We start from the raw sequence: 20,030 nt of genomic DNA, 5'->3' as shown, positions 1-20,030 counted from the left end.
CCGGAAGCGGCCATGGTTCCGCTTCGCACGGAACCCTCCCGGACGGTGGCCGTTTGTCGGGCAGGGGACAAGCTCGGAACGGAGAGCCAAGATGAAGACGACCATGATCGCCCTGATGGGCGTGGGTGTGCTCGCCGCGGCGTGCACCTCGACCGGCAATGTGGAACGCAACGCCGCCGGCGGCGCGGCGCTCGGCGCGCTTGCGGGCGCGGTGATCGGCAACAATGTCGGCGGCGGCAGCGCCAGCACCGGCGCCGCCGTGGGCGCGGCCCTGGGCGGCACGGTCGGCGCGGTGAAGGGCTGTCGGGAAGACGGCGGCTGCGGCGCCAACTCGGTCAATCGCCGCCAGTATTATGACGAGCGCGCGGGGCGCTATTACTACTACGACTCCCGCAGCAGCCGTTACTATTGGGAAGACGGCAGCCCCCGCTACTAGGGCGGGGCGGCTTGGTTCATCGAAAGGCGATCGGTCCTGCCGGTCGCCTTTTTCGTGCTCGCGTGTCTGGAGGAGGGAACCATGAAGACGACGAACGCAGCCATTGTGATCGCCGCCGCGCTGTCGCTGGCGGCCTGCGCCGAGACTTCGGGGCCTTGGCGGAGCCTGAAGAAACCCGTCGCGGCGGCGGGCCCGACCTGCGCGGGCTTCGCATCATCGATCTATTTCGATCAGGACAGCGCCGTCCTGACGCCTGAAGCCAGAATGGTCCTGGCCAGCGCTCGCACGCAGGCTCGGGGCTGTCAGATCCGCGGCGTGAGGGTTGTCGGACTGGCCGATGCGGTGGGCGCGTCGGAGGCCAATCTGGCTCTTTCGAAGCGCCGGGCCGACACCGTGTCCCGCGCCTTGGCGGCGCATGGATTTGGCAGAGCTGATTTCGACCTCGCCGCCGTCGGCGACCTCGGCGCCGCTTCTTCGGGTGTCGCCGCGCCATTGCGCCGACGCGCTGACATCATCTTCGATCTGGCGCCGCCCACGCGCTGAACAGGACGAAGAAGGGCGGGCCGGATAGCCGGTCCGCCTGAGTTCGCATCAACAAAGGGGGGTGCGAAGGCGGCAGGCTGGCTTGCGCCAGCCTCAAGTCGGGGGGGCGTCGCCGCCTTCGCGAAGATGAAAACGGCGCGTGCCGGAATGAGTTCCCGTCAGGCGCGATTATTTTTTACATTCCCCGCGCGGCGGCTCCGCGGGAACAGCTGAGTAGGGGAGGCGTTGACCTTCCAGGCGGCGAAGAGGCCGTCGCATCTGGGGAGCTGCGTCATGATCCGGACCTATCAGGCCCAGCATGGCGGAACGGTTTTTGTGCAGACCCTGACCGAGAGTCAGCGCCGCACGCGCACTCGGCTCATGGCCCTGGCCGTGATCGCAGCCAGCGCGATCTCCGCCGCCACGGTGATGGGCTTCAATCATCGCGCGGCCGCTCTCGCCCGCCCCGATATCACCACGTCCTGGGCCCCCTAGGACTTTTCAGGAGGTAGGACACCATGCCCACCGACACCCATCATCAGGCCGAACAAACGTCGTCCGGTCCTCGCGTCAACGCCACGCGGGCGCGGCAAGGGCGTTTCGGTCGCCACATCTTCTGGATCCTCATCGTGTCGACCGTGCTCGCCGCCATGGCGCTGTTCGGCGCCTGGAGTTTCCGCGCCAAGGATCTAGCCTCCGTGGACGCCAACACCGGCGCCACGACTCCGGCCGAGGCGCGGTCGGGAACCACCCCCCAACAGCCCGCGCGTCAAAAGCCATAGTCTCCCGTCTATCGACCAAAGAAAAACGGCCTCCCGATCCGGGAGGCCGTTTTCATTTGGAAGCCTTAAGCCCTTAGGCCGCCTTGCGGGTCCGGCGCGGATGGAAGAACAGCGCCTGACCGATCGCCGCCTTCACCGTTTCCGGCTGGAAGGGCTTGGTGATCAGGAAGGTCGGTTCCGGACGCTCGCCGGTCAGCAGGCGTTCCGGGAAGGCGGTGATGAAGATCACCGGTACGTCGAGGCGACCCAGGATGTCCTTGACCGCGTCGATGCCCGACGAACCGTCCGCCAGCTGGATATCGGCCAGCACCAGGCCTGGCGTGCGTCGCGCGACCGCGTCCACGGCCTCGCCACGGGTGGCGGCGATGTCGGTGACGTCGTGGCCGAGCTCACGGACCAGGGCTTCGATGTCGGCGGCGATGACCGGCTCGTCCTCGATGATGAGGACCTCGGTCGCCAGTTCGGCGTCGATCTCGGCCTGGGCGTCGGCGATCAGCCGTTCGATTTCGCCGAAATCACAGTCCAGGATCTGGGCGGCCTCGGTCGGGGTGAAGCCTTCCAGAGCGGTCAGCAGGAACGCCTGACGCGAGCGCGGGGCGATGCGCATCAGCCGCTGAGACGCGTCGTCGGCCGACGAGATGCTCTCATCACGACGAGCCTCAAGCTGAGCGCCGGAGCTCAGCCAGATGGCGTGGAACACACGATAGAGCGCCACGCGCGGCGACAGGTCGGCGTCCAGCGAACGCTCGCCGGCCGCGAGGGCCTCCAGCGCGACGCGGACATAATGATCCCCGGTGGTCTGATCGCCGGTCAGGGCGCGAGCGTAACGGCGGATGTAAGGCAGATGCGGCGCCAGCCGAGCAAGAAGACTCATGACCCCTCCCGATGCGGTGTCTCGAAAACCGTAGAACGCACGGCAAAGCTGCGCCGTTCCGTCGAAGGCCGATAACGCCTCCTCAACTGACCGGTTCCGTCGGTCGAGGAATTTTGACATCTTATGCCCAAGCTTATGGAACCCGGTACGGAAAAGCACGTTGTTATCCGGCGGAAAGACATTCGGCCAAAGGGGGCGGACGCCGATGCACTTCGGTGTCGAGGACATGATCGAACACGTACCCATGGAAGACAAACGCAAGAGCGCCGCGGCGCTTGACGAGGCGCGCCTGCGCCAACAGGCCATCGGCGTGAAGCTGCGCCAGATGTTCGACGAGGTCGTCAACGAGCCCGTGCCGGACGAATTCCTCGACATCCTGCGCAAGGCAGAGCCGCCGACGGGAGGCCAATGACCATGGCCGAAGAAAAGGTGGGGCGTTCGCCGCCCGATCCCGCGCGCGACGCTCTGTTCAAGCGTGAGCTGGTGACCCTTATCCCGCATCTGCGCGCCTTCGCGCGGACTCTGACGGGGGATCCGACCGCCGCCGACGATCTGGCGCAGGACGCCATGATGAAGGCCTGGGACGCGCGCGCCAGCTTCCAGCTGGGCACGAACATGAAGGCGTGGACCTTCATGATCCTGCGCAACCAGTTCTATTCCGAAAAGCGCCGCAGCTGGCGCCAGAGCCAGCTCGACCAGGAAGCCGCGGAGCGGACCCTCGTAGCGGTGGATGACCCCGAAGCGCCCGTGGCGCTCGACGAGCTTCGCCTGGGCCTGGCCATGCTGCCCGCCGAGCAGCGTGAAGCCTTGATCCTGGTCGGCGCGGGCGGCTTCGCCTACGAGGAAGCCGCTGAGATCTGCGGCTGCGCGGTCGGCACGGTGAAGAGCCGGGTCAGTCGGGCCCGCCGCGCCTTGCAGGCGATCCTTGAAGCGGGCGCCTACGACCGCGATGGCGCGGCCGCTGGTGATGCGATGCACGCCATCCTGGCCGACGCGGAGCGGCTGAGCTCTCTGCGGTGAAAGCGCTCGCCGGCCGCGCCACGCAGGCCGTCACATCCATCCGCGTCCGTCTCGCCATAGCTCTGTGCGTCGCGCTGCTGCCCGTGCTGATTTTAGGCGGTCTGCAGTCCGTCTTCGCGTTTCGCGCGGAGGCGGACTCGCGTCGCCAGAGTCTGGAGCTGGCGGCGGGCCGCAGCGCGGCCGTCGCGCGCGCGCGGATCATGTCCGCGGGCGTGCTGCTGCAGACGCTGGGGCCGGGCACGGTCGGGCTGGAGTGCGCCCAGCGTCTGGCCGACATGCGCGCGAGACTGCCCGGCTACGCGAACTTGATCCGCTTCGACGCGCGCGGCCGCGTGGCCTGCGCCGCCGCCACGACGCCTTACGACCCGCAACGCGGCGCGCGCGCCTGGTTCCAATCCCTTCGGAGGGGCGCCAGCCTGGTGGTCGCCGCGGATCCTGGCGCGACTTACGCCAATGAACCGGCTGTCCTCGCCGCTGTCCGCTCGGGCTCGCCGGAGCGTTTCGAGGGCGCGATGGCCGCGGTGTTGACGCTGGACGATCTGAAGGTGGAGACGGCCAACCGCTTTCTGCCCGGCGGCGCCGAGGTGGCTCTGGCGGACTCTCGCGGGCGGGTGTTCGCCGCCACCAGTCCCGCCGCCTTCAGCGCCCCGCCCAGCGGCTGGCGCGCCGTCGCCAAGCAGCGTGGCGCGGCGCTCTGGAACGCACGTGACGCTCAGCGCCGCGATCGGACGTTCTCGGCCGCGCCTCTGGTCGATGACAATGTCTTCGTCATCCTCTCGGCGCCAGCGCCCCGACTGCTGTCCTGGGCCTGGATCAATCCCATCTCCCGTTTGCTTCTGCCGTTGCTGGCGTTCGTCCTGGGCCTGGCGGCGGTGTGGTTCACCGCCGAGCGGGGCGTGATCCGCTGGATTGTCTATCTGCAACGCGTCGCGGCCATCTACGCGCGTGGACGCTTTACGGTCAGGCCCTTGCAGGCCGAGCGTGCGCCGCCGGAAATCCGGGAGCTGGCCGCCACCCTCGACGCCATGGCCGGCGCCATCGTCGCCCGCGACGCCTCGCTGATGGACAGCCTGGCGGACAAGGACGCGCTGATGCGCGAGATCCATCACCGCGTGAAGAACAACCTGCAGATCATCACCTCGCTGCTCAACATGCAGCAACGCGCCCTGGCCGATCCGGCGGCGAAGGCGGCGATGAACGACACGCGCCAACGGATCACGGCCTTGGCCCAGATCTATCGCGCCCTCTATCAGGGGCCTGACCTGAAGCGGGTCGACCTGCGCCCCTTCCTGGAAGAGCTGACCGCCCAGCTTCTGGCGAACGACATGGGGACGTCCAGCCTGGTGCGGACCGAGGTCCACGCCGATCCCCTGGTGATCGACCCCGACCGTCTGGCGCCGATCGCCTTGTTCGCCGTCGAGGCGATCACCAACGCGCAGAAGCACGCCTTCGGCGCGACGGGAGGGACGCTTCGGGTCAGCTTCTATGTGCGGGGCGAAGAGGCCGAGCTGTCGATCAGCGACGACGGTCCGGGGGCGGCGGACAGCCTTGGCGGCGGCGTGGGTCGGACCCTGATGACCGCCTTCGCCCGTCAGCTGCGCGGCAAGGTCTCCTTCGAGACGCAGGAGCCTCGCGGTCTTACGGTTCGGCTGATCTTCCCGACGCCGCTCGCCGTGGGATCAGCGGCCTGAATCTAAGGGCCTCCACCGGAACCGAGCTTCGCCGCTGACGTTCTCTCCGGGCGATTACGTCACAGCCTTCCCATGATGCCCTGGGAGGCCAACAGCGGAGAAGAGCATGCGTAAACTGGTGATCCTGGCAGCCCTCGCCGCCAGCCTGTCGGTCGCGGCCTGTAATACGGTCGAAGGCGCCGGCAAGGACGTCTCGTCGGCCGGTCGCGCCGTCAGCGACACGGCCAAGGACGTCAAGAGCAACTGACGTTAGAGGTCTTCAAGACAGAGGCCCGCCGGCGACGGCGGGCCTTTTTCTTTCAGCGCGGCGCCAAGTGTTGCGACGTCGCAAACGAGAAGCGCTCGCGAGAGATACAGCTGAAAAGCAGCCGGTGAATTGTGGTCTCTCCGGGAGAGGGACCAAGTGATTGTCGAGCGGCGCTGTCTTCGTTCATAGCGGTTGGCGGTGCTCCAGCACGTACATCTGGCATCGCTTTCGCGTCGCGCCGAATGTTCGGGCCTACTACGAGCCTTGGCACGAGCAACTGGCCCGTGTGACGGCCGAGACGATCGGCGCCGAGACCCCCGACAATAGCGGCCTTAGGCATCCGGGCGGCGGCGAGCCCTATCTCAAGGAGTTCGAGGTCGTCCTGGACCCGGCCGGCGGCGTTCGGTGCTTTGACGCCAGCTTTGCCCTGGACCGCTACTGGATCGAGCCCGAGGCCAGCGATTTGGCGCAGCAAGCCTATGTCGAGAGCTTGATCGACGCCGCGCGAAGGCGGGGCGAGACGCCGGTGCTCGCCTGCTGCCGGACGCTCGGGCGCGCGGGGTGGCTGAAGAAGCGCTTTGGCGGCTTCCACATCGTGCTGGTGCGTGACCCTGTGCAACAGTGGCTTTCGTTCTATTCGTTGCGTCGCCGTCCGAGGCCGACCTATTTCGAGCTTTGCCACTATGTCCTGCTTTCGGAGATGGCCGCCTGGCGCGACGCCGCCAGACAGATTCTAGGCCGCGAGTTCGGCGGCGCCGGACCGCTGTCCCGGCGTCTGGCGACGGTGCGCCGGGCGTTCAAGCGCCGTCCGTCCAGCCTGTCTTTCCAGGCCTTCCTGGCGGTCTGGCTGGCGTCCCATCTGAAGGCGCTTCCGCACGCCGATCTGGTGATCGATGTGGATCGATTGGCGCGGGATCGGGCCTATGCGCGAGAAATCGAAGCCGCGATCGCCGCCGGCGGCGGATTGAAACCTGATTTCTCGGACTGCCGCGCGCCGCCGCCGCACGGGGAGGCTCCGCCCATCGCATGGCGCAAGGCCGCTCGCGCCGTGGTGGACGCCATGGGCCTGCATGAGGCCATCGTTGGGCCCGGCGCGCACCCGATCCTGTATCGTAAGCTCGCCCCTGCGCTCGCGGCCCTGCCGCCTACGCGAGCCAGCGTGCTGGCCCGGATCGGCGAGATGCTGGCCGGCGTCGCAGGCGGCGCCGCCCTCGCGCGTCTGCAGCCTAAGTCCCGAAGAGCTTGAAGACGTCTACGCCGCGGCGGCCGTCCCAATCGTCGGATCGCGCAGATAGAGGCCCGCGCCGCCGGGCGCGGCGACCAGGATGTCGTCGAGACCCGTGACGTCGTCCTCGGGATCCAGCACCAGCACCCCATCCGCCGCGAGCCGTCCGGCAAGGCTGCGGACGACCTTGTGCCGCAGCGCCGGCACCATGTTGCGCAAGACGTTGCGCAGCAGGATCACGTCGAACGCGCCGAGCGCCGAGAGATCGGACAGCAGGTTGATCCGCCGCCAGCGCACCATCTGTCTGATGCGCGGCGAGATCGTCCAGGTGTCGTCCTGGTTCTCGAAATACTTGACCAGCATGCGGATCGGCAGGCCGCGCTGGACTTCGAACTGGGTGTAGAGGCCGCTCTGAGCCTTCTCCAGGCACCGTTCGGAAAGGTCCGAGCCGAAGAATTCGAACCGCGCGCCCGGCGCTAAGCCCGTCGCCTCGGCGGCGGCCATGGCGACCGAATAGACCTCCTGGCCGGTGGCGCAGGCCGCGCTCCAGATCCGCAGCGGCGTATCCCGACGGTGAGAGAGTGACGGCAGCACGCCTTCGCGAAGCGCCGTGAAGGCTTCTCGTCCGCGGAAGAAGGTCGTCTCGGTCCGGCAAAGCGACTCGACGACCGCCCAGATCAACCGCTCCTCCCGCTTCGCCCGCAGTTCGTCGATCAGGGCTTCGATGCTCTCGAAGCCCTCGCGTCGCGCCAGAGGGGTGAGGCGGCTCTCGATCAGGTAGGGCTTTTCAACCTCGACCCGTACGCCGGCGCGGGCGCGCCCCAGCGCGGCCAGAAGCTCGATGTGCTCGGGGGTCACAGCAGACCCGCCTCGGCGAACTTCGCCAGGATGATGTCGCCGTCAAACGGCTTCATGATGTACTCGTCCGCGCCGGCGTCCAGGGCCTCGCGGATGCGGTCGATGCTGTTCTCGACAGTGCAGAAGATGACCTTGGGCGCGTCGCCGCCTCGCTCCTTGCGCAGCAGGCGTAGGAATTCGAGGCCGTTCATCACCGGCATGTTCCAGTCGAGAAGCACGGCGTCAGGCATGGCCGCGCGACACCAGGCCAGAGCTTCCATGCCGTCGGAAGCCTCGGCGATGTCGAAGCCGATGTCCTCGAGGACTCGGCGGGCGACCTTGCGGATCACCCGGCTGTCGTCGACCACCAGGCAGGTCTTCACGGCGTGCTCCAATCCAGACGACCAGGATGAAGGCTTCTGGTTAAGGAGCGGTTTGCCGAATTTCCGAGCGCTATGAAGGCGCTAGGCGGGCACCCAGGCCGCGATCGAGGCGCGATCCTCGCCCACTTCGCAGGCGATCTGTCCGCCAGCCGCGCGCACCAGGGCGTTCAGATAGGCCGCCTGGACCCATGGACCGCCCAGGCCCTCGGCCAGGGGCTCGCCTTTCAGCCCGGCCAGAATCTCGGGCCGCAAACGCGCGCGCGGGCCGACCGCCTCGGCAATGATCGAGAAACGCCCATCGGCGCTCACGCCCTTCACGGTGGCGACGCCGCCGGCCGGCAAGGCGCTGGCGGCGATCTGGGCGATGTTAAGCACCGCTCGGGCGGACGGCTTGTTCATCGCCTGGGGCTCGATCGCCCAGTTGAGGGTCGGGCGCACATGGGCGAAGACGCCTTGCGCCAGCTTCTCCAGCTCGCGGCTGTCGAAATTCTCGGCCGAGGCCGAGGCGCCGAAGGCCACGCGGGTGAATTGCAGCAGGTCCGCCAGCTTGCGGGCCGACGAGGCGATCAGGTTCATGGCGTCGTCGCGCATGTCCTGGGCGGCGGGGTCTTCCAGCAGGTCCAGGCCCGAGACGATGGCGCTGGCCGGGCTGATGAAGTCGTGGCACAGGCGCGCGGCCAGCATGGCGGCGAAGTCGGGGCCCTGCACGTCCGTTTGCGCAGGCGCCGGATTCGCGGGAACGGTCTCGGGGACGATATCGGTCATAGCGGCGAAGTCTGCCGTGATTTGAGGCTTTGGCAAACTGCCCCAAGCCTCTAGAGGAGGGCCGTTATGGATCCGTTTCTTGAGCCAGGCGCCCTGGTGCGCCATCCCGACCAGCCCGACTGGGGCCTGGGTCAGGTTCAGTCCGTGATCGGACATCGGATCACCGTCAATTTCGAAGAGGCGGGCAAGCAAACGATTGACGGCCGGCGCGTCCGGCTGGAATTCGTCGGCGACGACCCTCGGGGACAGGCATGAGCGAGACGACCCAAACACTGGCTGATTGGGGCCGCGCCCTGGCCCGGATCACCGAGGAGGCGGCGACGATCATCCTGCCGTTCTGGCGAACCGAGCTGGCCGTGGCCCAGAAGGCGGACGAGAGCCCAGTCACCGAGGCCGACCGCGCGGGCGAGCGCCTGATCCTTCAACGCCTGGCCGAAGCGTTTCCGGGCGTTACGGTGATCTCCGAGGAGCACGCCAGCGAGTTCGGGACCCCCGACGCCGTCGGATCGCGCTTCTTCCTGGTGGATCCTGTCGACGGCACCAAGGCCTTCGTGCGCGGCGACCCGAACTTCACGGTCAATATTGGCTTGATCGAGAACGGCCTGCCGGTCGCCGGCGCCGTCTGCGCCCCGGCCACCGGCGAGGTATGGTACACGACGGCCGAGGGCGCGATGAAGCGCAACGGTCCTGACGCGCCAGAAGCTCCGGCCCGCGTACGGCCTTGGCCGACCGGTAGCGCCCTGGGCCTGATCAGTCACACCATGCGCGAGGAAAAGGCCGCCGAGCTGGCGGCTGAGTACGGCTTCGATCTCCGCACGGCCATGGATTCGTCGATCAAGATGTGTCGCATCGCCGAGGGCTCGGCCGACATTTATCCGCGCCACGGCCCGACCTCCGAATGGGACACCGCCGCCGCTCACGCGGTGCTGGTCGCCGCCGGCGGAACCTTCACTCAGCCGGACGGCTCGCCGTTCACCTATGGCAAGGCCGACCAAGCCTTCCGCAATGGCTGGTTCGTCGCGCGCGGCGGGGCGGCTTGAACCAAATCATCGGCCGTGCTGCTGTCCGGCGACGTTTTTTGCTCTGATCGGATGACCGCATGGCTCGTCGTCTCGCCCTGATCACCGGCGCCTCCGCTGGCATCGGCGCCGCTTCGGCCCGCATCTACGCCAGCCACGGCTATGACGTGGTGCTGACCGCGCGCCGCGCCGACCGACTTGAGGCCCTGGCCGCCGAGATCAAGCTCCGTTCGGGCGTCGAGGCCTACGCCGTCGCCGCCGACCTCGCCGAGCCGGCGGGCGTCGACACGGTGCTGGCCGCCATCGCCGAGCAAGGGCGAGTGGTCGATGCTCTGGTCAACAACGCCGGTTACGGCTTGCCCGGCACCTACGCGACGACGAGCTGGGCCGACCAGGCGACCTTCCTGCAGGTGATGCTGACCTCGGTCTGCGAGATGACCCACAAGGTGCTGCCGGGCATGGTCGAGCGCCGGTTCGGCCGGATCACCAATGTCGCTTCGCTGGCCGGCCTGGTTCCCGGCGCGGCGGGCCATACGCTTTACGCCGCGACCAAGGGCTTCCTGGTGAAGTTCTCCCAGAGCCTGCATCTGGAGAACCTGTCGAATGGCGTGCATGTCAGCGCGCTGTGCCCCGGCTTCACCTATTCGGAATTCCACGACGTCAACGGCACCCGAGCCCAGGTCAGCCAGGGCGTGCCGGACTGGATGTGGCTGGGCGCGGACGAGGTCGCGGCGGCGGGGTACGAAGCCGCCGAGGCCAACCGTCCGATCTGCGTGCCAGGCTCGCCCAACAAGGCCATCGCCGCCGTGGCCAAGGTTCTGCCCGACGACTGGGCCCTGGCGCTGATGGCCAACCAGGGCGGCCGTTTCCGCAAGGTCTGACGTCCCGCGACGTCCGGGCCTTTTGGAAAACCCGGCCGGACCTGCTATATGTCCGCCTCGACCCCGAAGATCCGGACACCCCCTTGAGCGTCACCCTCGACCTGTCGCGCGTCTCGTCCGACGCCGCGCCCGCCACCGCCGTCACCAAGCCGTTGGTCAATCTGTCGGGCCTCACGCGCCCGCAGCTGGTCGCCGCCCTGGTCGAGAGCGGCGTGGTCGAGCACGGCAAGGCCAAGATGCGAGCGACCCAGATCTTCCGCTGGATGCACCATCGCGGCGTCACCGACTTCGCGGCCATGAGCGACGTCGCCAAGGAGACCCGCGCGCGCCTGGCCGAGACCTTCACGATCGCCCGGCCCGAAATCGTCGAACGCCAGGTCAGCCAGGACGGCACCCGCAAGTGGCTGATCCGCATGGCGCCGGGCATCGAGGTCGAAAGCGTCTACATCCCCGGCGTCGGTCGCGCGGGCGCTCTGTGTGTCTCCAGTCAGGTCGGCTGCACGCTCAATTGCAGCTTCTGCCACACCGGCACTCAGCCCCTGGTCCGCAACCTCACCGCGGCCGAGATCGTCGCCCAGGTCCAGGTCGCCAAGGACGATCTCGCCGAATGGCCGTCGGACAAGGAAGACCGCGTCCTCTCGAACATCGTGTTCATGGGCATGGGCGAGCCGCTCTACAACCTGGGCCAGGTCGCGGACGCCATCGAGATCATCAGCGACAACGAGGGCATCGGCATCTCGCGCCGCCGGATCACGGTCTCGACCTCGGGCGTCGTGCCGATGCTGGAGAAGCTGGGCGAGACGACCCAGGCCATGCTGGCGATCAGCCTGCACGCCACCAACGACGCCTTGCGCGACGTGCTGGTGCCGCTGAACAAGAAATATCCGATCGCCGAGCTGATGGCCGGCATCCGCGCCTATCCCGGCCTGTCGAACGCCCGCCGGGTCACCTTCGAGTACGTGATGCTGAAGGGCGTCAACGACAGCCCCGAGGAGGCCCGCGCCCTGGTCAAGCTGATCAAGGGCATCCCGGCCAAGATCAACCTGATCCCGTTCAACCCTTGGCCCGGCAGCGACTATCAGTGCTCGGACTGGGCGACGATCGAGGCCTTCGCCGCGATCCTGAACAAGGCCGGCTATTCCTCGCCGATCCGCACCCCGCGCGGCCGCGATATCCTGGCCGCCTGCGGCCAGCTGAAGAGCGAGAGCGAGAAGGTCCGCGCCAGCGCCCTGCGCAAGCTGTCGCTGGCGGCGATGGCCGGCGTGCTGAGCGAGGATGACGACGAGGCGGCCTAGACCTTCTCGTTCTCCTCGACCGTTCTCTTCAGTCGGCTGAGCATGCTCGCCGCATAGGCCGCGTAGGGACCGATCCAGCGCTCGTGGATGGCGTGGATCGGCAGGGCGTCCAGGTGGTTCCATCGTTCGCGCCCGCGCCGCTCGGCCACGACCAGGCCGGCCTCTTCGAGAACGCCCAGGTGCTGCATGACCGTGCAGCGATCGAGTTCCGGAAACCGCGCGCACAGCATGCCGGTCGTCAGCGACTCGGCCTTTAGCAGATCCAAGATTTGCCGCCGCGCCCGGTGGCCCAAGGCCTTGAAGATCAGGTCGGCTTCGTCCTCGCTTGACATGTTATAATATTATAACACATTGTCGCGTCCTTCAAGGATGGAGGGGCTCCATGTCCCACGAATTCACCGTCAGCGGCCGGATCGCCAGGCCGGTCGCGGAGGTCTTTGAGGCCGTCGTCGATCCCAAGACGCTCTCCGGCTATTTCACGACCGGCGGCGCCCAGGGGCGGCTTGAGGCCGGCGCGACCGTGACCTGGGATTTCCACGACTTCCCCGGCGCCTTCCCGGTCGAGGTGATCGAGGTCGTCCAGAACGAGAAAATCGTCCTTCGCTGGGGCGCCTCGGAGCCCGGCGCGACCTACAAGACGACGGTCACCATGACCTTCGCCGACACCGGAGACGGGCGCACCCTCGTCAAGATTCACGAGGCGGGCTGGAGCGAAACCCGCGCGGGGGAGAAGGCCGCGTTCGGCAATTGCGAAGGCTGGACCGGCATGCTCTGCGCTCTGAAGGTCTTCATCGAGCACGGCCTCAATCTGAGAGAGGGCTTCTATAAGTAATTCGGTCGCACACGCGCCCCCTACGCAAGCCTTGGCCTGCCGTGTTAGTCAGGAAGCCGCACCTTTCCGGGGGTAGTCCGCGTCCATGCCTTCCCAGCTTCAATCGCCCGAGGTCCAGGCCTTCGCCACCGGGTTTCCGATCACCCTCCTGCATGCGGGCGTGACCTTGATCATGCTGATCCTGGGCACGACGCTCTATGCGCTGATGACGCCGCACAAGGAGATCACGCTGATCCGCGAGGGTAACTCCGCGGCCGCCCTGTCGCTGGGCGGGGTGATGGTGGGTCTCGCCGTTCCTCTGGCGGTGTCGCTGAGCGCGGCGACGTCGGTGGTCGAGATCGTCATCTGGGGCGCGGCGACCACGGCTGTGCAGCTGCTCGTTTTCCGTTGCACCGACATGGTCCTGAAAGGGTTGCCCGAACGCATTCAGGACGGCGAGATCTCGGCCGCGGCCCTGCTGGTCGGCGCCAAACTCGCCACGGCCTTGATCCTAGCCGCCGCCGTGGCCGGCTGAGCGGACGCGGAGCGTCCCCATGCATTTCCCCAAGCTCCCCGATTGGCTGGTCTATGCGGTGGTGGTCAGCGCCCTGCTGGTCGTCGCCGTCGGCCGGCAGGAGCGATCCGATGCGCCGCCGCCGCCGCCGCCGGTGCCTGGCGAGGAGGGGCTGCCGTTGGGGCCGTCCTCGCCGTTCGATCCGTCCATCGTGGTGCAGGTGCCCGAGCGGCCAGAGCCGGGATCCGGCACCGCCTTCTCGATCGGCGACGACGGCGCCTGGCTGACCGCGCGCCACGTGGTCGATGGCTGCAAGCAGGCCGCGATCGTGGTCGCCGACGGGCGCGGGGTCGCGGCCAGGGTCCATGTCGACCCGCGCGCCGACGCGGCGCTTTTGACCACCGAGGGCGGCGCGCCCGCCGTACCGCTCGGCATCGATCAGCCGCTACGTCGGGGCGCGCGGGCCTATCATCCTGGCTTCCCGCAGGGCCATCCGGGCGAGGCGGCTTCGCGATTGCTGGGGCGCGAGAACCTGGTGGTCCATGGCCGCGGCGCGCGCACCGAGCCGGTTCTGGTCTGGGCCGAGGTTGGCCGCACCGACACCCTGAAGGGCACGCTGTCGGGTCTGTCCGGCGCGCCCGCGCTGGACGCGGCGGGCCGGGTGATCGGGGTCACCGTCGCCGAAGCCCCGCGTCGCGGGCGTATCTACACGACCGCGCCCGAGACCCTGAAGACGCTGTTGGGGCCCCGTCGCCATCCGTCGCCTTCGGAATTCGCGCCGAGCGAGCCGATCACCACCGAGAACTACGGCCGCGTGGCCGACGGCCTGCGCCGCGACCTGCGCGTGGCCCAGGTGGTGTGCCTGGCGGTCTAGGCTTCGGCGAGGCTTTCGTTTGGCTTCTGGCGCGCCGCGACCATGAACGACAGCACGATCGCCACCAGACCGATCAACGCCGTATAGATGAAGAAGGCCGTGTACCCCGCCGCCATGGCCTGGGCGCTGACGCCGAGCTTGGCTCCGGCGGCGGTGAAGCTCTCCGGCGGCAGGCGCGTGAACAGGCCTTTCAGCACGGCGATCGGACCGCCATGCTCGGCCGCCTGGGCGGAGGCCTCGACGATGCGGCCGGACTGCGAGGCGACCAGCTTGCCGGGCAGGGCGTAGAGCGACGAGAACAGCGCGTATTGGGTCGCGGTGAAGCCCGCCGAGGTCAGGCTCGACATGTAGGCGATCAGGGCCGTGCCCGCGACGCCGCCGGCGATGTTGTCGAGGCAGATCGCCGTGAACAGCATCGGCACGCTGTGACCGCTCATGGCCAGCAGGGCGAACATCAGGTTGCTGATCGGCTGGGCGAAGGCGCCGATGACCAGCGCCTTCATCAGGCCCAGGCGCGCCACGACCACGCCGCCCAGGAAGACGCCGATCATGGAGGCGATGATGCCGAACACTTTGCGGATCTCGGCGATCTCGGTCAGCGAGAAGCCCATGTCCCGATAGAACGGGTTCATGATGTTCAGCACGAAGTCGGAGACGCGATAGACGCAGATCGCCGCCAGGATCAGGCCGGCGACGCCTTCGAAGCGCGTCAGGAATTCCTTCAGCGGCGAGCCGAGCGCGGTCGACAGGTAGACGCCGGGCTTGGTCTGGACCTTTGGGATCGGCGAAGCGGCGACAGCCACCACCGCGAGGCCAGCGAGGATGCCGGCCAGCTGCAGCCAGATGCCGTTCGGCTTGGCCGTCCAGGCGTCGGCCAGGATCTCGCCCCCGACGAACTTCGACAGCAGGCTGGCGTCGCCGGACAGGCCCGAGCCGATCAGCAGAGCGCCGACGAGCAGGACAGCCAAGCGCACGAGCCATTCGCCGAGCTCCAGCGGCTTGGACTGGGTCACGCCGTCGGTGTGGATGGGACGGATCGCATGAGCGGCTTCACGCGGCGCCAGAAGCGTCGCGAGCACGCCAATCAGCATGGCGACCGCCATGAACAGGTAGGAGATGTTCCAGTTGAAGCGTTCAGCCAGCAGCAGCGGAACAGCGCCCGCCATGATCATGGCGCCGCGATAGCCCCACTGTACCGCCACCGCCATCTGGCCCTGGCGCTCGGTGTCGACCACTTCGATGCGCCACGCGTCGATGACGATGTCCTGCGTCGCCGTGGCGAAACCCGTCACCACCGCGGCCAGCGCCATCAGTCCGAGATTGGCTGCGGGATTGATGCCGGAGATCGCCAGCAGGCCCAGGATGATCGTGGCCTGGCAAGCGAGCATCCAGGCTCGCCGGTGTCCGACAAGGCGATGCAGCACGGGCACCTTGGCCCGGTCGATCAACGGGGCCCAAAGAAACTTGAAGGAAAAGGACAGCGTCGCGAGGCTGAAGAAGCCGATCACCGCCAGCGACAGGCCAGCGTCGCGCAGCCACAGCGACAGCGTGTCGAAGATCAGCATGTAGGGCAGGCCGGACGCGAACCCCAGACCCAGCATCACCAGGCTGCGACGCTCGCCGAAGAAGGCGAGGGTTTGCAGCAGGCTTTTCTTCTCGGGCTTGGTCTTGGCGCCCTCGGTCTGCTCGGTCATGCGGCGGAATCCCCGGCGAGGGAACCGCCCCCGCTTCAGCCGGCGACCTTGGATCGCGTCGCGCTTTTCGTCCAGCCGGCGACGCCAGACGTGGTCCAGCGGGTCAGCACGTCTCGCAGCGCCTCCTGGGTCAGCGGCTTGACCAGGAAGTCGTCCATGCCGGCGGCCAAGCAGGCGCGCTTGTCCTCGTCGAAGGCGTCCGCCGTCAGCGCGGCGATCGGGGCGGCGACGCCTTTGGCGCGCAGGGCGCGGGCGGCGTCGACCCCCGACATGCCAGGCATGCGCAGATCCATCAGGATCAGGTCGTAGGAGCCCGCCACGGCGGCCGCGATCGCCTGCTCGCCGTCGGCGACGCGGTCGACCTTGCAGCCCTCGCGCTCCAGCAGGGTGCGGGCCAGCAACGCGTTGATCGGGTTGTCTTCGGCCAGCAGCACCCGCACCCCATGAGCCACGGCGCCGGCGATACGGTCGTCGTCGTGATGTGCGTTGGGACCGGGCGCGGCCTCGGCGGTGTCGGCCTGCAGCACCTGGGCGACCAGAGAGGCGGCTCGCAGCGGCTTGATCAGATAGCCGCTGAAGCCGGCGGCCTTCAGCGGATCGATGCGATCGCGCTGCTCGGGTGTGAGCAGGACCACGGCCTTGCGGCCCGCCGGCGCCTTGAACGCGCCGCGAGATCCGAAAAGGGCGGCGTCGATCAGCAGGACGGCGTCGGCGGGCGCGCCGGTCAGGGCGGCGTTGACATCGACGGCGGTGAAGGCTCGGCCGCCTGCCGCTTCGATCTGGCGGGCGGTGGCGATGCGGACAATGGCGTTGGGCGAGGCGATCGCCACGTTCCGACCGGACAGCGGCGCCTCGCGGGGGGCGGGCGTGGCCGTCTCGAAGGGGGCTTCGAACCAGAACTCGGCGCCGTGTCCCACTTCGCCGCCGACGCCGACCTCGCCGCCCATGGCCGAGGCCAGGCGCGAGACGATGGCGAGGCCCAGGCCCGCGCCGCCGAGCTGGGTGCTATGGGTGATGTCGGTCTGGACGAACGCCTCGAAGATGCGAGTCCGGGCTTCGGGCGCGACGCCCGGCCCGGTGTCGGCCACCGAGAAGCGCACCCGACCGTTCTCACCGGCCGAGGCCGAGAGCAGCACGCCGCCGGCTTCCGTGAACTTCACGGCGTTGCCCGCGAAATTGAGCAGGATCTGGCGTAGACGGCCTTCGTCGGCCCGGATCACCGGCAGAGGGGCCGTCAGGGCCCAAGCGATTTCCACGCCCTTTTCGTGCGCACGGGGGCTCATCAGTTCGGCGACTTGCCGCAGCAGGCTCTCGATATCGACCGGCGCAAGGCTCAGTTCGATGGAGGCCGCGCCCAGGCGCGCGAAATGCAGGACGTCATTGACCAACGAAAGCAGATGGTCGCCGCTCTCGCGCAGGGCGGTGACATAGGACCGCTGCTCGGCCGTCAGCTTGGTGTTCTCGAGCAGGCGCGCCATGCCCAGCACGCCATTCAACGGCGTGCGGAATTCATGGCTCAGGGTGGCCAGCTGCTCGGGCGTGACGCCGGGTCGCCCACTCGTCGCTTTGGGGTCGCTCATGAGACGCGACCTTAGCTGGAGCCCATTAACGGGTGGTCAACCCTGTAGGGCCTCCTCGCCGACGCTCGTCGTGCGCCGATGGGCCAGCGCCTCGGCGATATGGACGCGCCGAACCCCGTCCGAGCCTTCCAGATCTGCGATCGTGCGGGCCAGGCGCAAGACGCGGGTCCAGCCTCTGGCGCTGATGCGCCCCGCCTCCGCCGCGCGCGCCAACAGGGCCCTGCCAGGCTCGTCCAGGGCGGTGATCCGCTCAAGAAAGGCGCCCTCCGCGCGGCCATTCAACGCTTCGCCGCCATCCAGGTCAGCGGCCCGCTCCGCCTGCAGGCGACGGGCGCGGGCGACCCGGGCGGCGACCTCGGCCGTACCTTCTGAGGGCGGCGGCAAGGAAAGATCGGCCGCCGTCACGGCCGGCATGTCGACCGCCAGGTCGATCCGGTCCATTAGCGGGCCCGAGACACGGCCCTGGTAGTCCTTCTGACACCGGGGGGCCTTGCCACAGGCGCCCCGTCCCGCGCCGCCGTGACCGCAACGGCAGGGGTTCATCGCCGCGACCAGCTGAACCCTGGCGGGATAGCGGATATGGGCGTTGGCGCGAGCCACCATCACCTCGCCGGTCTCCAAGGGCGCGCGAAGGCTGTCGAGCGCCTGCACGCCGAACTCCGGCAACTCGTCCAGGAACAGGACGCCGTTATGCGCGAGAGACACCTCGCCCGGCTTGGCGCGATGGCCGCCGCCGGTGTGATTTCTCGGAGATAATGAGATGAAATGCCGGTTTGTTCTCCTCGCAGGCGGCACAGAGCCCAGAAGAATTTTTCAAAGAAGGCGAGACTCGTTCGTCTTTTTCCGTAGATATTGCGACATGATTGGAGGTCGCCGATGACCCGAACTATCCCGCCTAGCCATCGGTCGATCACCGGCTCACTGCCGACGCGATATCCTCCTCGGCAGCTTCATTACGAATCCAAGCTTGAACGGGATTTCCTGATTCTCCTGGAAATAGATCCAGGCATCGAGACCGTGGTAACGCAGCCGATCACCATTGATTTGGTCGTGGATGGCCGTCGACGGCGATACACGCCCGACGTCCTTGCCGTCTGGTGGGATGACGTAGCCATCCCGCATGGCAGGTCCAGGGTTGTTTTCGAAGTTAAGCCCTACGCCATCTTGAAGCGCGATTACGCGGGCTTGGCCCCGAAGTACCGGGCGGCGAGGAGCTATTTCGCCGCGAAGGGAGTCGGTTTCCGCGTGATCACCGACCGCAGTATCTATTGCGCCAGGCAAAGCAACGCCGCCCTGATCGGCCCAGCGATGCGCCGGCCTCTTTCACAAGACATCATTTCCACGGCTCGCGCGATCCTGACCTACCCCGGAGTGGAGAGCCGCTCGTTCGGGGAGGTGAAGAGGCTACTCATCGCCGATGGGCTGCTGCGTGACACCGCCCAGCAGGCGCTGCTGCACATGTTGGGCGTCGGATATCTGGCGGCGGATCTTGATGCGCCAATTAGCGATGACATGCGAATGAAGTGGTGGGCGGATGTAGCTGCTGAGGAGGGGGCGATTGAAACCGGCTAACTTCAGCGTCGGTGAGGAGGTCACGATCAGCGGACGCGCCGCCCGTTTCGTGAAAATCCTCGATTTTGACCTGTTCCTTGTCCGATTTGAGAACGGCGACACCCGTGCGGTGACATCGGGTGATGTCGATCGGGTGGACGCCGTAACCCGCTCAAAGCGGCACTTCGACGATTGCAGTCCCGCTGAAATCGAACTGGCCTATAGATGGCGGGAGGTTTTGGGCCCGCTCCTGGATCAGACAGTCGAGCGCGGTGAACGCGACGCGATTATTGCCGCTGCCGCGAAGACCTTGGCCGTAAGCAGGGCGACGATCTACAGGCGCCTGGAACAGTGGAACGGCGACCCTGTGAGCTTGTTGCCGGGCAAGAGATCGGGCGGTCGCGGCCGGAGCAGACTTGGTGATGAACGGGTCGCCTTGCTCAGCTATCTGATCGACAAGGAGTACCTCAATCGCAAGCAGCGCAACGTCAAAGAGTTCTACGACAATTTCGTGCTGCCTGCCTTCGCGGATGCCAAGCTGCCTTTTCCGGGCATCCCGACCGTCTACCGCCACATCGACGCTCTTGACCCAATCCTGGTGATTGAGCGCCGCGTCGGCAAGCGGGCGGCTCGCGATGCGAAAGCCAAGATGATGGGGAAGTTCCCCTTTGGCACGGCGCCTCTTTCCTGCGTGCAGATCGACTACTGGCCCTATGACGTAGAGATCGTAGACGACGTCTACCGCATTCCAATCGGGCGGCCGTGGCTTGCCATGGTCATCGACACCCATACCTGCATGCCCACGGGTTACGTCCTGACGCTAGACGACCCTTCAGCCAGCGTCGCCGGTGCCGCGATCTTCCATTCAATCACCCGCAAGGAGCCCTGGCTGAAGGTAATCGGCGTCGACATGATTTGGCCGGTCTGGGGCCTGCCCCTGATCGTGATGGCCGATAACGCCAAGGAGTTTCGCGGCACTGTCCGCCGTCAGCGCCTTTGAGACAGATTGAGGGTTCCGTTTAGAGGAGG

General features: G+C 67.4%; 26 protein-coding genes. 18 read left to right on the top strand and 8 right to left on the bottom strand.

The features are described 5' to 3' along the window. Nucleotides 1-91: 91 nt before the first annotated feature. The 4 genes from AX690_RS16075 (at nucleotide 92) to AX690_RS16060 (ending at nucleotide 1,740) form a co-directional block, all read left to right on the top strand. Complete coding sequence (locus AX690_RS16075; protein ID WP_066687827.1) at nucleotides 92-436, top strand: YMGG-like glycine zipper-containing protein; 345 nt, start codon at nucleotides 92-94, stop codon at nucleotides 434-436. A gap of 81 nt (nucleotides 437-517) precedes the next feature. Then, nucleotides 518-979 carry an OmpA family protein gene (locus tag AX690_RS16070; protein WP_066687813.1) on the top strand — a complete coding sequence of 154 codons (462 nt, stop codon included), beginning with the start codon at nucleotides 518-520 and terminating at the stop codon, nucleotides 977-979. A gap of 273 nt (nucleotides 980-1,252) precedes the next feature. Beyond that, the gene (locus tag AX690_RS16065) at nucleotides 1,253-1,453 is read left to right on the top strand and encodes a hypothetical protein (RefSeq protein WP_066687811.1); all 201 of its coding nucleotides are present in this window, start codon (nucleotides 1,253-1,255) and stop codon (nucleotides 1,451-1,453) included. A gap of 23 nt (nucleotides 1,454-1,476) precedes the next feature. Continuing rightward, a complete protein-coding gene (locus AX690_RS16060) occupies nucleotides 1,477-1,740 on the top strand; it encodes a hypothetical protein (RefSeq protein WP_066687805.1) in 264 nt (87 codons plus the stop codon). A 73-nt stretch (nucleotides 1,741-1,813) separates the two neighbouring features. On the opposite strand, the gene AX690_RS16055 is transcribed toward AX690_RS16060, so the two are convergent. Continuing rightward, a complete protein-coding gene (locus tag AX690_RS16055; protein WP_066687803.1) occupies nucleotides 1,814-2,614 on the bottom strand; it encodes a response regulator in 801 nt (266 codons plus the stop codon). Nucleotides 2,615-2,840: 226 nt separating this feature from the next. On the opposite strand from AX690_RS16055, the gene AX690_RS16050 reads away from it, so the two are divergent. The 5 genes from AX690_RS16050 to AX690_RS16030 all read left to right on the top strand — a co-directional run bounded on the left by AX690_RS16050 (nucleotide 2,841) and on the right by AX690_RS16030 (nucleotide 6,818). Beyond that, nucleotides 2,841-3,026 (top strand): NepR family anti-sigma factor, encoded by a 186-nt coding sequence (locus tag AX690_RS16050; RefSeq protein ID WP_167535166.1) that lies wholly within the window; start codon nucleotides 2,841-2,843, stop codon nucleotides 3,024-3,026. Between the two features lie 2 nt (nucleotides 3,027-3,028). Then, nucleotides 3,029-3,634, top strand: a complete 606-nt coding sequence (locus AX690_RS16045) for a sigma-70 family RNA polymerase sigma factor (RefSeq protein WP_066687801.1) — start codon at nucleotides 3,029-3,031, stop codon at nucleotides 3,632-3,634. Further along, a complete protein-coding gene (locus AX690_RS16040) occupies nucleotides 3,631-5,325 on the top strand; it encodes a sensor histidine kinase (protein ID WP_066687799.1) in 1,695 nt (564 codons plus the stop codon). The genes AX690_RS16045 and AX690_RS16040 overlap by 4 nt, the downstream gene beginning before the upstream one ends. 106 nt (nucleotides 5,326-5,431) lie before the next feature. Then, the gene (locus tag AX690_RS16035; RefSeq protein WP_066687798.1) at nucleotides 5,432-5,572 is read left to right on the top strand and encodes an entericidin A/B family lipoprotein; all 141 of its coding nucleotides are present in this window, start codon (nucleotides 5,432-5,434) and stop codon (nucleotides 5,570-5,572) included. A 160-nt stretch (nucleotides 5,573-5,732) separates the two neighbouring features. Then, the gene (locus AX690_RS16030) at nucleotides 5,733-6,818 is read left to right on the top strand and encodes a hypothetical protein (RefSeq protein ID WP_066687797.1); all 1,086 of its coding nucleotides are present in this window, start codon (nucleotides 5,733-5,735) and stop codon (nucleotides 6,816-6,818) included. A gap of 6 nt (nucleotides 6,819-6,824) precedes the next feature. On the opposite strand, the gene AX690_RS16025 is transcribed toward AX690_RS16030, so the two are convergent. The 3 genes from AX690_RS16025 to chpT all read right to left on the bottom strand — a co-directional run bounded on the left by AX690_RS16025 (nucleotide 6,825) and on the right by chpT (nucleotide 8,782). Further along, nucleotides 6,825-7,655: a protein-glutamate O-methyltransferase CheR gene (locus AX690_RS16025; protein ID WP_066687796.1), complete on the bottom strand. Its 831-nt coding sequence runs from the start codon at nucleotides 7,653-7,655 to the stop codon at nucleotides 6,825-6,827. Beyond that, complete coding sequence (locus AX690_RS16020; protein ID WP_197426884.1) at nucleotides 7,652-8,029, bottom strand: PleD family two-component system response regulator; 378 nt, start codon at nucleotides 8,027-8,029, stop codon at nucleotides 7,652-7,654. Before AX690_RS16020 ends, AX690_RS16025 begins: the two co-directional genes overlap by 4 nt. Nucleotides 8,030-8,098: 69 nt before the next feature. Beyond that, entirely contained in the window at nucleotides 8,099-8,782 is a 684-nt protein-coding gene (gene chpT / locus AX690_RS16015; protein WP_066687788.1) for a histidine phosphotransferase ChpT, read from the bottom strand. A gap of 66 nt (nucleotides 8,783-8,848) precedes the next feature. Between chpT and AX690_RS16010 the strand changes: the two genes are divergently transcribed. The 4 genes from AX690_RS16010 (at nucleotide 8,849) to rlmN (ending at nucleotide 11,977) form a co-directional block, all read left to right on the top strand. Continuing rightward, entirely contained in the window at nucleotides 8,849-9,037 is a 189-nt protein-coding gene (locus AX690_RS16010; protein WP_066687786.1) for a DUF3553 domain-containing protein, read from the top strand. Then, nucleotides 9,034-9,822 carry a 3'(2'),5'-bisphosphate nucleotidase CysQ gene (gene cysQ / locus AX690_RS16005; RefSeq protein WP_066687784.1) on the top strand — a complete coding sequence of 263 codons (789 nt, stop codon included), beginning with the start codon at nucleotides 9,034-9,036 and terminating at the stop codon, nucleotides 9,820-9,822. Before AX690_RS16010 ends, cysQ begins: the two co-directional genes overlap by 4 nt. 59 nt (nucleotides 9,823-9,881) lie before the next feature. Next, the gene (locus AX690_RS16000; protein ID WP_066687778.1) at nucleotides 9,882-10,682 is read left to right on the top strand and encodes an SDR family oxidoreductase; all 801 of its coding nucleotides are present in this window, start codon (nucleotides 9,882-9,884) and stop codon (nucleotides 10,680-10,682) included. A gap of 83 nt (nucleotides 10,683-10,765) precedes the next feature. Then, entirely contained in the window at nucleotides 10,766-11,977 is a 1,212-nt protein-coding gene (gene rlmN, locus AX690_RS15995; RefSeq protein ID WP_066687775.1) for a 23S rRNA (adenine(2503)-C(2))-methyltransferase RlmN, read from the top strand. Here rlmN and AX690_RS15990 read toward each other — a convergent pair. After that, nucleotides 11,974-12,309, bottom strand: a complete 336-nt coding sequence (locus AX690_RS15990; RefSeq protein WP_066687772.1) for a helix-turn-helix transcriptional regulator — start codon at nucleotides 12,307-12,309, stop codon at nucleotides 11,974-11,976. The two genes, rlmN and AX690_RS15990, sit on opposite strands and share 4 nt — an antisense overlap. A gap of 50 nt (nucleotides 12,310-12,359) precedes the next feature. On the opposite strand from AX690_RS15990, the gene AX690_RS15985 reads away from it, so the two are divergent. The 3 genes from AX690_RS15985 to AX690_RS15975 all read left to right on the top strand — a co-directional run bounded on the left by AX690_RS15985 (nucleotide 12,360) and on the right by AX690_RS15975 (nucleotide 14,176). Next, complete coding sequence (locus tag AX690_RS15985) at nucleotides 12,360-12,809, top strand: SRPBCC family protein (protein WP_066687770.1); 450 nt, start codon at nucleotides 12,360-12,362, stop codon at nucleotides 12,807-12,809. A gap of 85 nt (nucleotides 12,810-12,894) precedes the next feature. Further along, nucleotides 12,895-13,323, top strand: coding sequence for a DUF350 domain-containing protein (locus AX690_RS15980; RefSeq protein WP_066687768.1), 429 nt, complete (start codon nucleotides 12,895-12,897; stop codon nucleotides 13,321-13,323). Between the two features lie 19 nt (nucleotides 13,324-13,342). Next, nucleotides 13,343-14,176 carry a serine protease gene (locus tag AX690_RS15975; protein WP_066687765.1) on the top strand — a complete coding sequence of 278 codons (834 nt, stop codon included), beginning with the start codon at nucleotides 13,343-13,345 and terminating at the stop codon, nucleotides 14,174-14,176. Here the strand turns inward: AX690_RS15975 and AX690_RS15970 are convergent. The 3 genes from AX690_RS15970 to AX690_RS15960 are packed head-to-tail and all read right to left on the bottom strand — an operon-like array spanning nucleotide 14,173 to nucleotide 18,260. Beyond that, nucleotides 14,173-15,870 carry an MFS transporter gene (locus AX690_RS15970; RefSeq protein WP_066687762.1) on the bottom strand — a complete coding sequence of 566 codons (1,698 nt, stop codon included), beginning with the start codon at nucleotides 15,868-15,870 and terminating at the stop codon, nucleotides 14,173-14,175. The genes AX690_RS15975 and AX690_RS15970 overlap by 4 nt on opposite strands. A 35-nt stretch (nucleotides 15,871-15,905) precedes the next feature. Beyond that, nucleotides 15,906-17,450: a response regulator gene (locus AX690_RS15965; RefSeq protein WP_066730490.1), complete on the bottom strand. Its 1,545-nt coding sequence runs from the start codon at nucleotides 17,448-17,450 to the stop codon at nucleotides 15,906-15,908. A 36-nt stretch (nucleotides 17,451-17,486) separates the two neighbouring features. Next, nucleotides 17,487-18,260 (bottom strand): ATP-binding protein, encoded by a 774-nt coding sequence (locus tag AX690_RS15960; protein ID WP_369798222.1) that lies wholly within the window; start codon nucleotides 18,258-18,260, stop codon nucleotides 17,487-17,489. 66 nt (nucleotides 18,261-18,326) lie between these two features. Between AX690_RS15960 and AX690_RS15955 the strand changes: the two genes are divergently transcribed. Together AX690_RS15955 and AX690_RS15950 are read left to right on the top strand one after the other, a co-directional pair. Further along, nucleotides 18,327-19,022 carry a TnsA endonuclease N-terminal domain-containing protein gene (locus tag AX690_RS15955; RefSeq protein WP_066687756.1) on the top strand — a complete coding sequence of 232 codons (696 nt, stop codon included), beginning with the start codon at nucleotides 18,327-18,329 and terminating at the stop codon, nucleotides 19,020-19,022. Further along, the gene (locus tag AX690_RS15950) at nucleotides 19,009-20,001 is read left to right on the top strand and encodes a helix-turn-helix domain-containing protein (protein ID WP_066687754.1); all 993 of its coding nucleotides are present in this window, start codon (nucleotides 19,009-19,011) and stop codon (nucleotides 19,999-20,001) included. Before AX690_RS15955 ends, AX690_RS15950 begins: the two co-directional genes overlap by 14 nt. Nucleotides 20,002-20,030: the final 29 nt, after the last annotated feature.

The sequence above is a fragment of the Caulobacter sp. CCH9-E1 genome (assembly GCF_001556515.1).
Lineage (GTDB): Bacteria > Pseudomonadota > Alphaproteobacteria > Caulobacterales > Caulobacteraceae > Caulobacter.
This window is presented reverse-complemented; position numbering and strand designations above follow the sequence as displayed.

Coding starts and splice junctions, on each gene's coding strand:
- AX690_RS16075 (WP_066687827.1), top strand. CDS start 92: ATGAAGACGACCATGATCGCCCTGATGGGCGTGGGTGTGCTCGCCGCG.
- AX690_RS16070 (WP_066687813.1), top strand. CDS start 518: ATGAAGACGACGAACGCAGCCATTGTGATCGCCGCCGCGCTGTCGCTG.
- AX690_RS16065 (WP_066687811.1), top strand. CDS start 1,253: ATGATCCGGACCTATCAGGCCCAGCATGGCGGAACGGTTTTTGTGCAG.
- AX690_RS16060 (WP_066687805.1), top strand. CDS start 1,477: ATGCCCACCGACACCCATCATCAGGCCGAACAAACGTCGTCCGGTCCT.
- AX690_RS16055 (WP_066687803.1), bottom strand. CDS start 2,614: ATGAGTCTTCTTGCTCGGCTGGCGCCGCATCTGCCTTACATCCGCCGT.
- AX690_RS16050 (WP_167535166.1), top strand. CDS start 2,841: ATGATCGAACACGTACCCATGGAAGACAAACGCAAGAGCGCCGCGGCG.
- AX690_RS16045 (WP_066687801.1), top strand. CDS start 3,029: ATGGCCGAAGAAAAGGTGGGGCGTTCGCCGCCCGATCCCGCGCGCGAC.
- AX690_RS16035 (WP_066687798.1), top strand. CDS start 5,432: ATGCGTAAACTGGTGATCCTGGCAGCCCTCGCCGCCAGCCTGTCGGTC.
- chpT (WP_066687788.1), bottom strand. CDS start 8,782: ATGACCGATATCGTCCCCGAGACCGTTCCCGCGAATCCGGCGCCTGCG.
- AX690_RS16010 (WP_066687786.1), top strand. CDS start 8,849: ATGGATCCGTTTCTTGAGCCAGGCGCCCTGGTGCGCCATCCCGACCAG.
- cysQ (WP_066687784.1), top strand. CDS start 9,034: ATGAGCGAGACGACCCAAACACTGGCTGATTGGGGCCGCGCCCTGGCC.
- AX690_RS16000 (WP_066687778.1), top strand. CDS start 9,882: ATGGCTCGTCGTCTCGCCCTGATCACCGGCGCCTCCGCTGGCATCGGC.
- AX690_RS15990 (WP_066687772.1), bottom strand. CDS start 12,309: ATGTCAAGCGAGGACGAAGCCGACCTGATCTTCAAGGCCTTGGGCCAC.
- AX690_RS15985 (WP_066687770.1), top strand. CDS start 12,360: ATGTCCCACGAATTCACCGTCAGCGGCCGGATCGCCAGGCCGGTCGCG.
- AX690_RS15980 (WP_066687768.1), top strand. CDS start 12,895: ATGCCTTCCCAGCTTCAATCGCCCGAGGTCCAGGCCTTCGCCACCGGG.
- AX690_RS15975 (WP_066687765.1), top strand. CDS start 13,343: ATGCATTTCCCCAAGCTCCCCGATTGGCTGGTCTATGCGGTGGTGGTC.
- AX690_RS15970 (WP_066687762.1), bottom strand. CDS start 15,870: ATGACCGAGCAGACCGAGGGCGCCAAGACCAAGCCCGAGAAGAAAAGC.
- AX690_RS15965 (WP_066730490.1), bottom strand. CDS start 17,450: ATGAGCGACCCCAAAGCGACGAGTGGGCGACCCGGCGTCACGCCCGAG.
- AX690_RS15955 (WP_066687756.1), top strand. CDS start 18,327: ATGACCCGAACTATCCCGCCTAGCCATCGGTCGATCACCGGCTCACTG.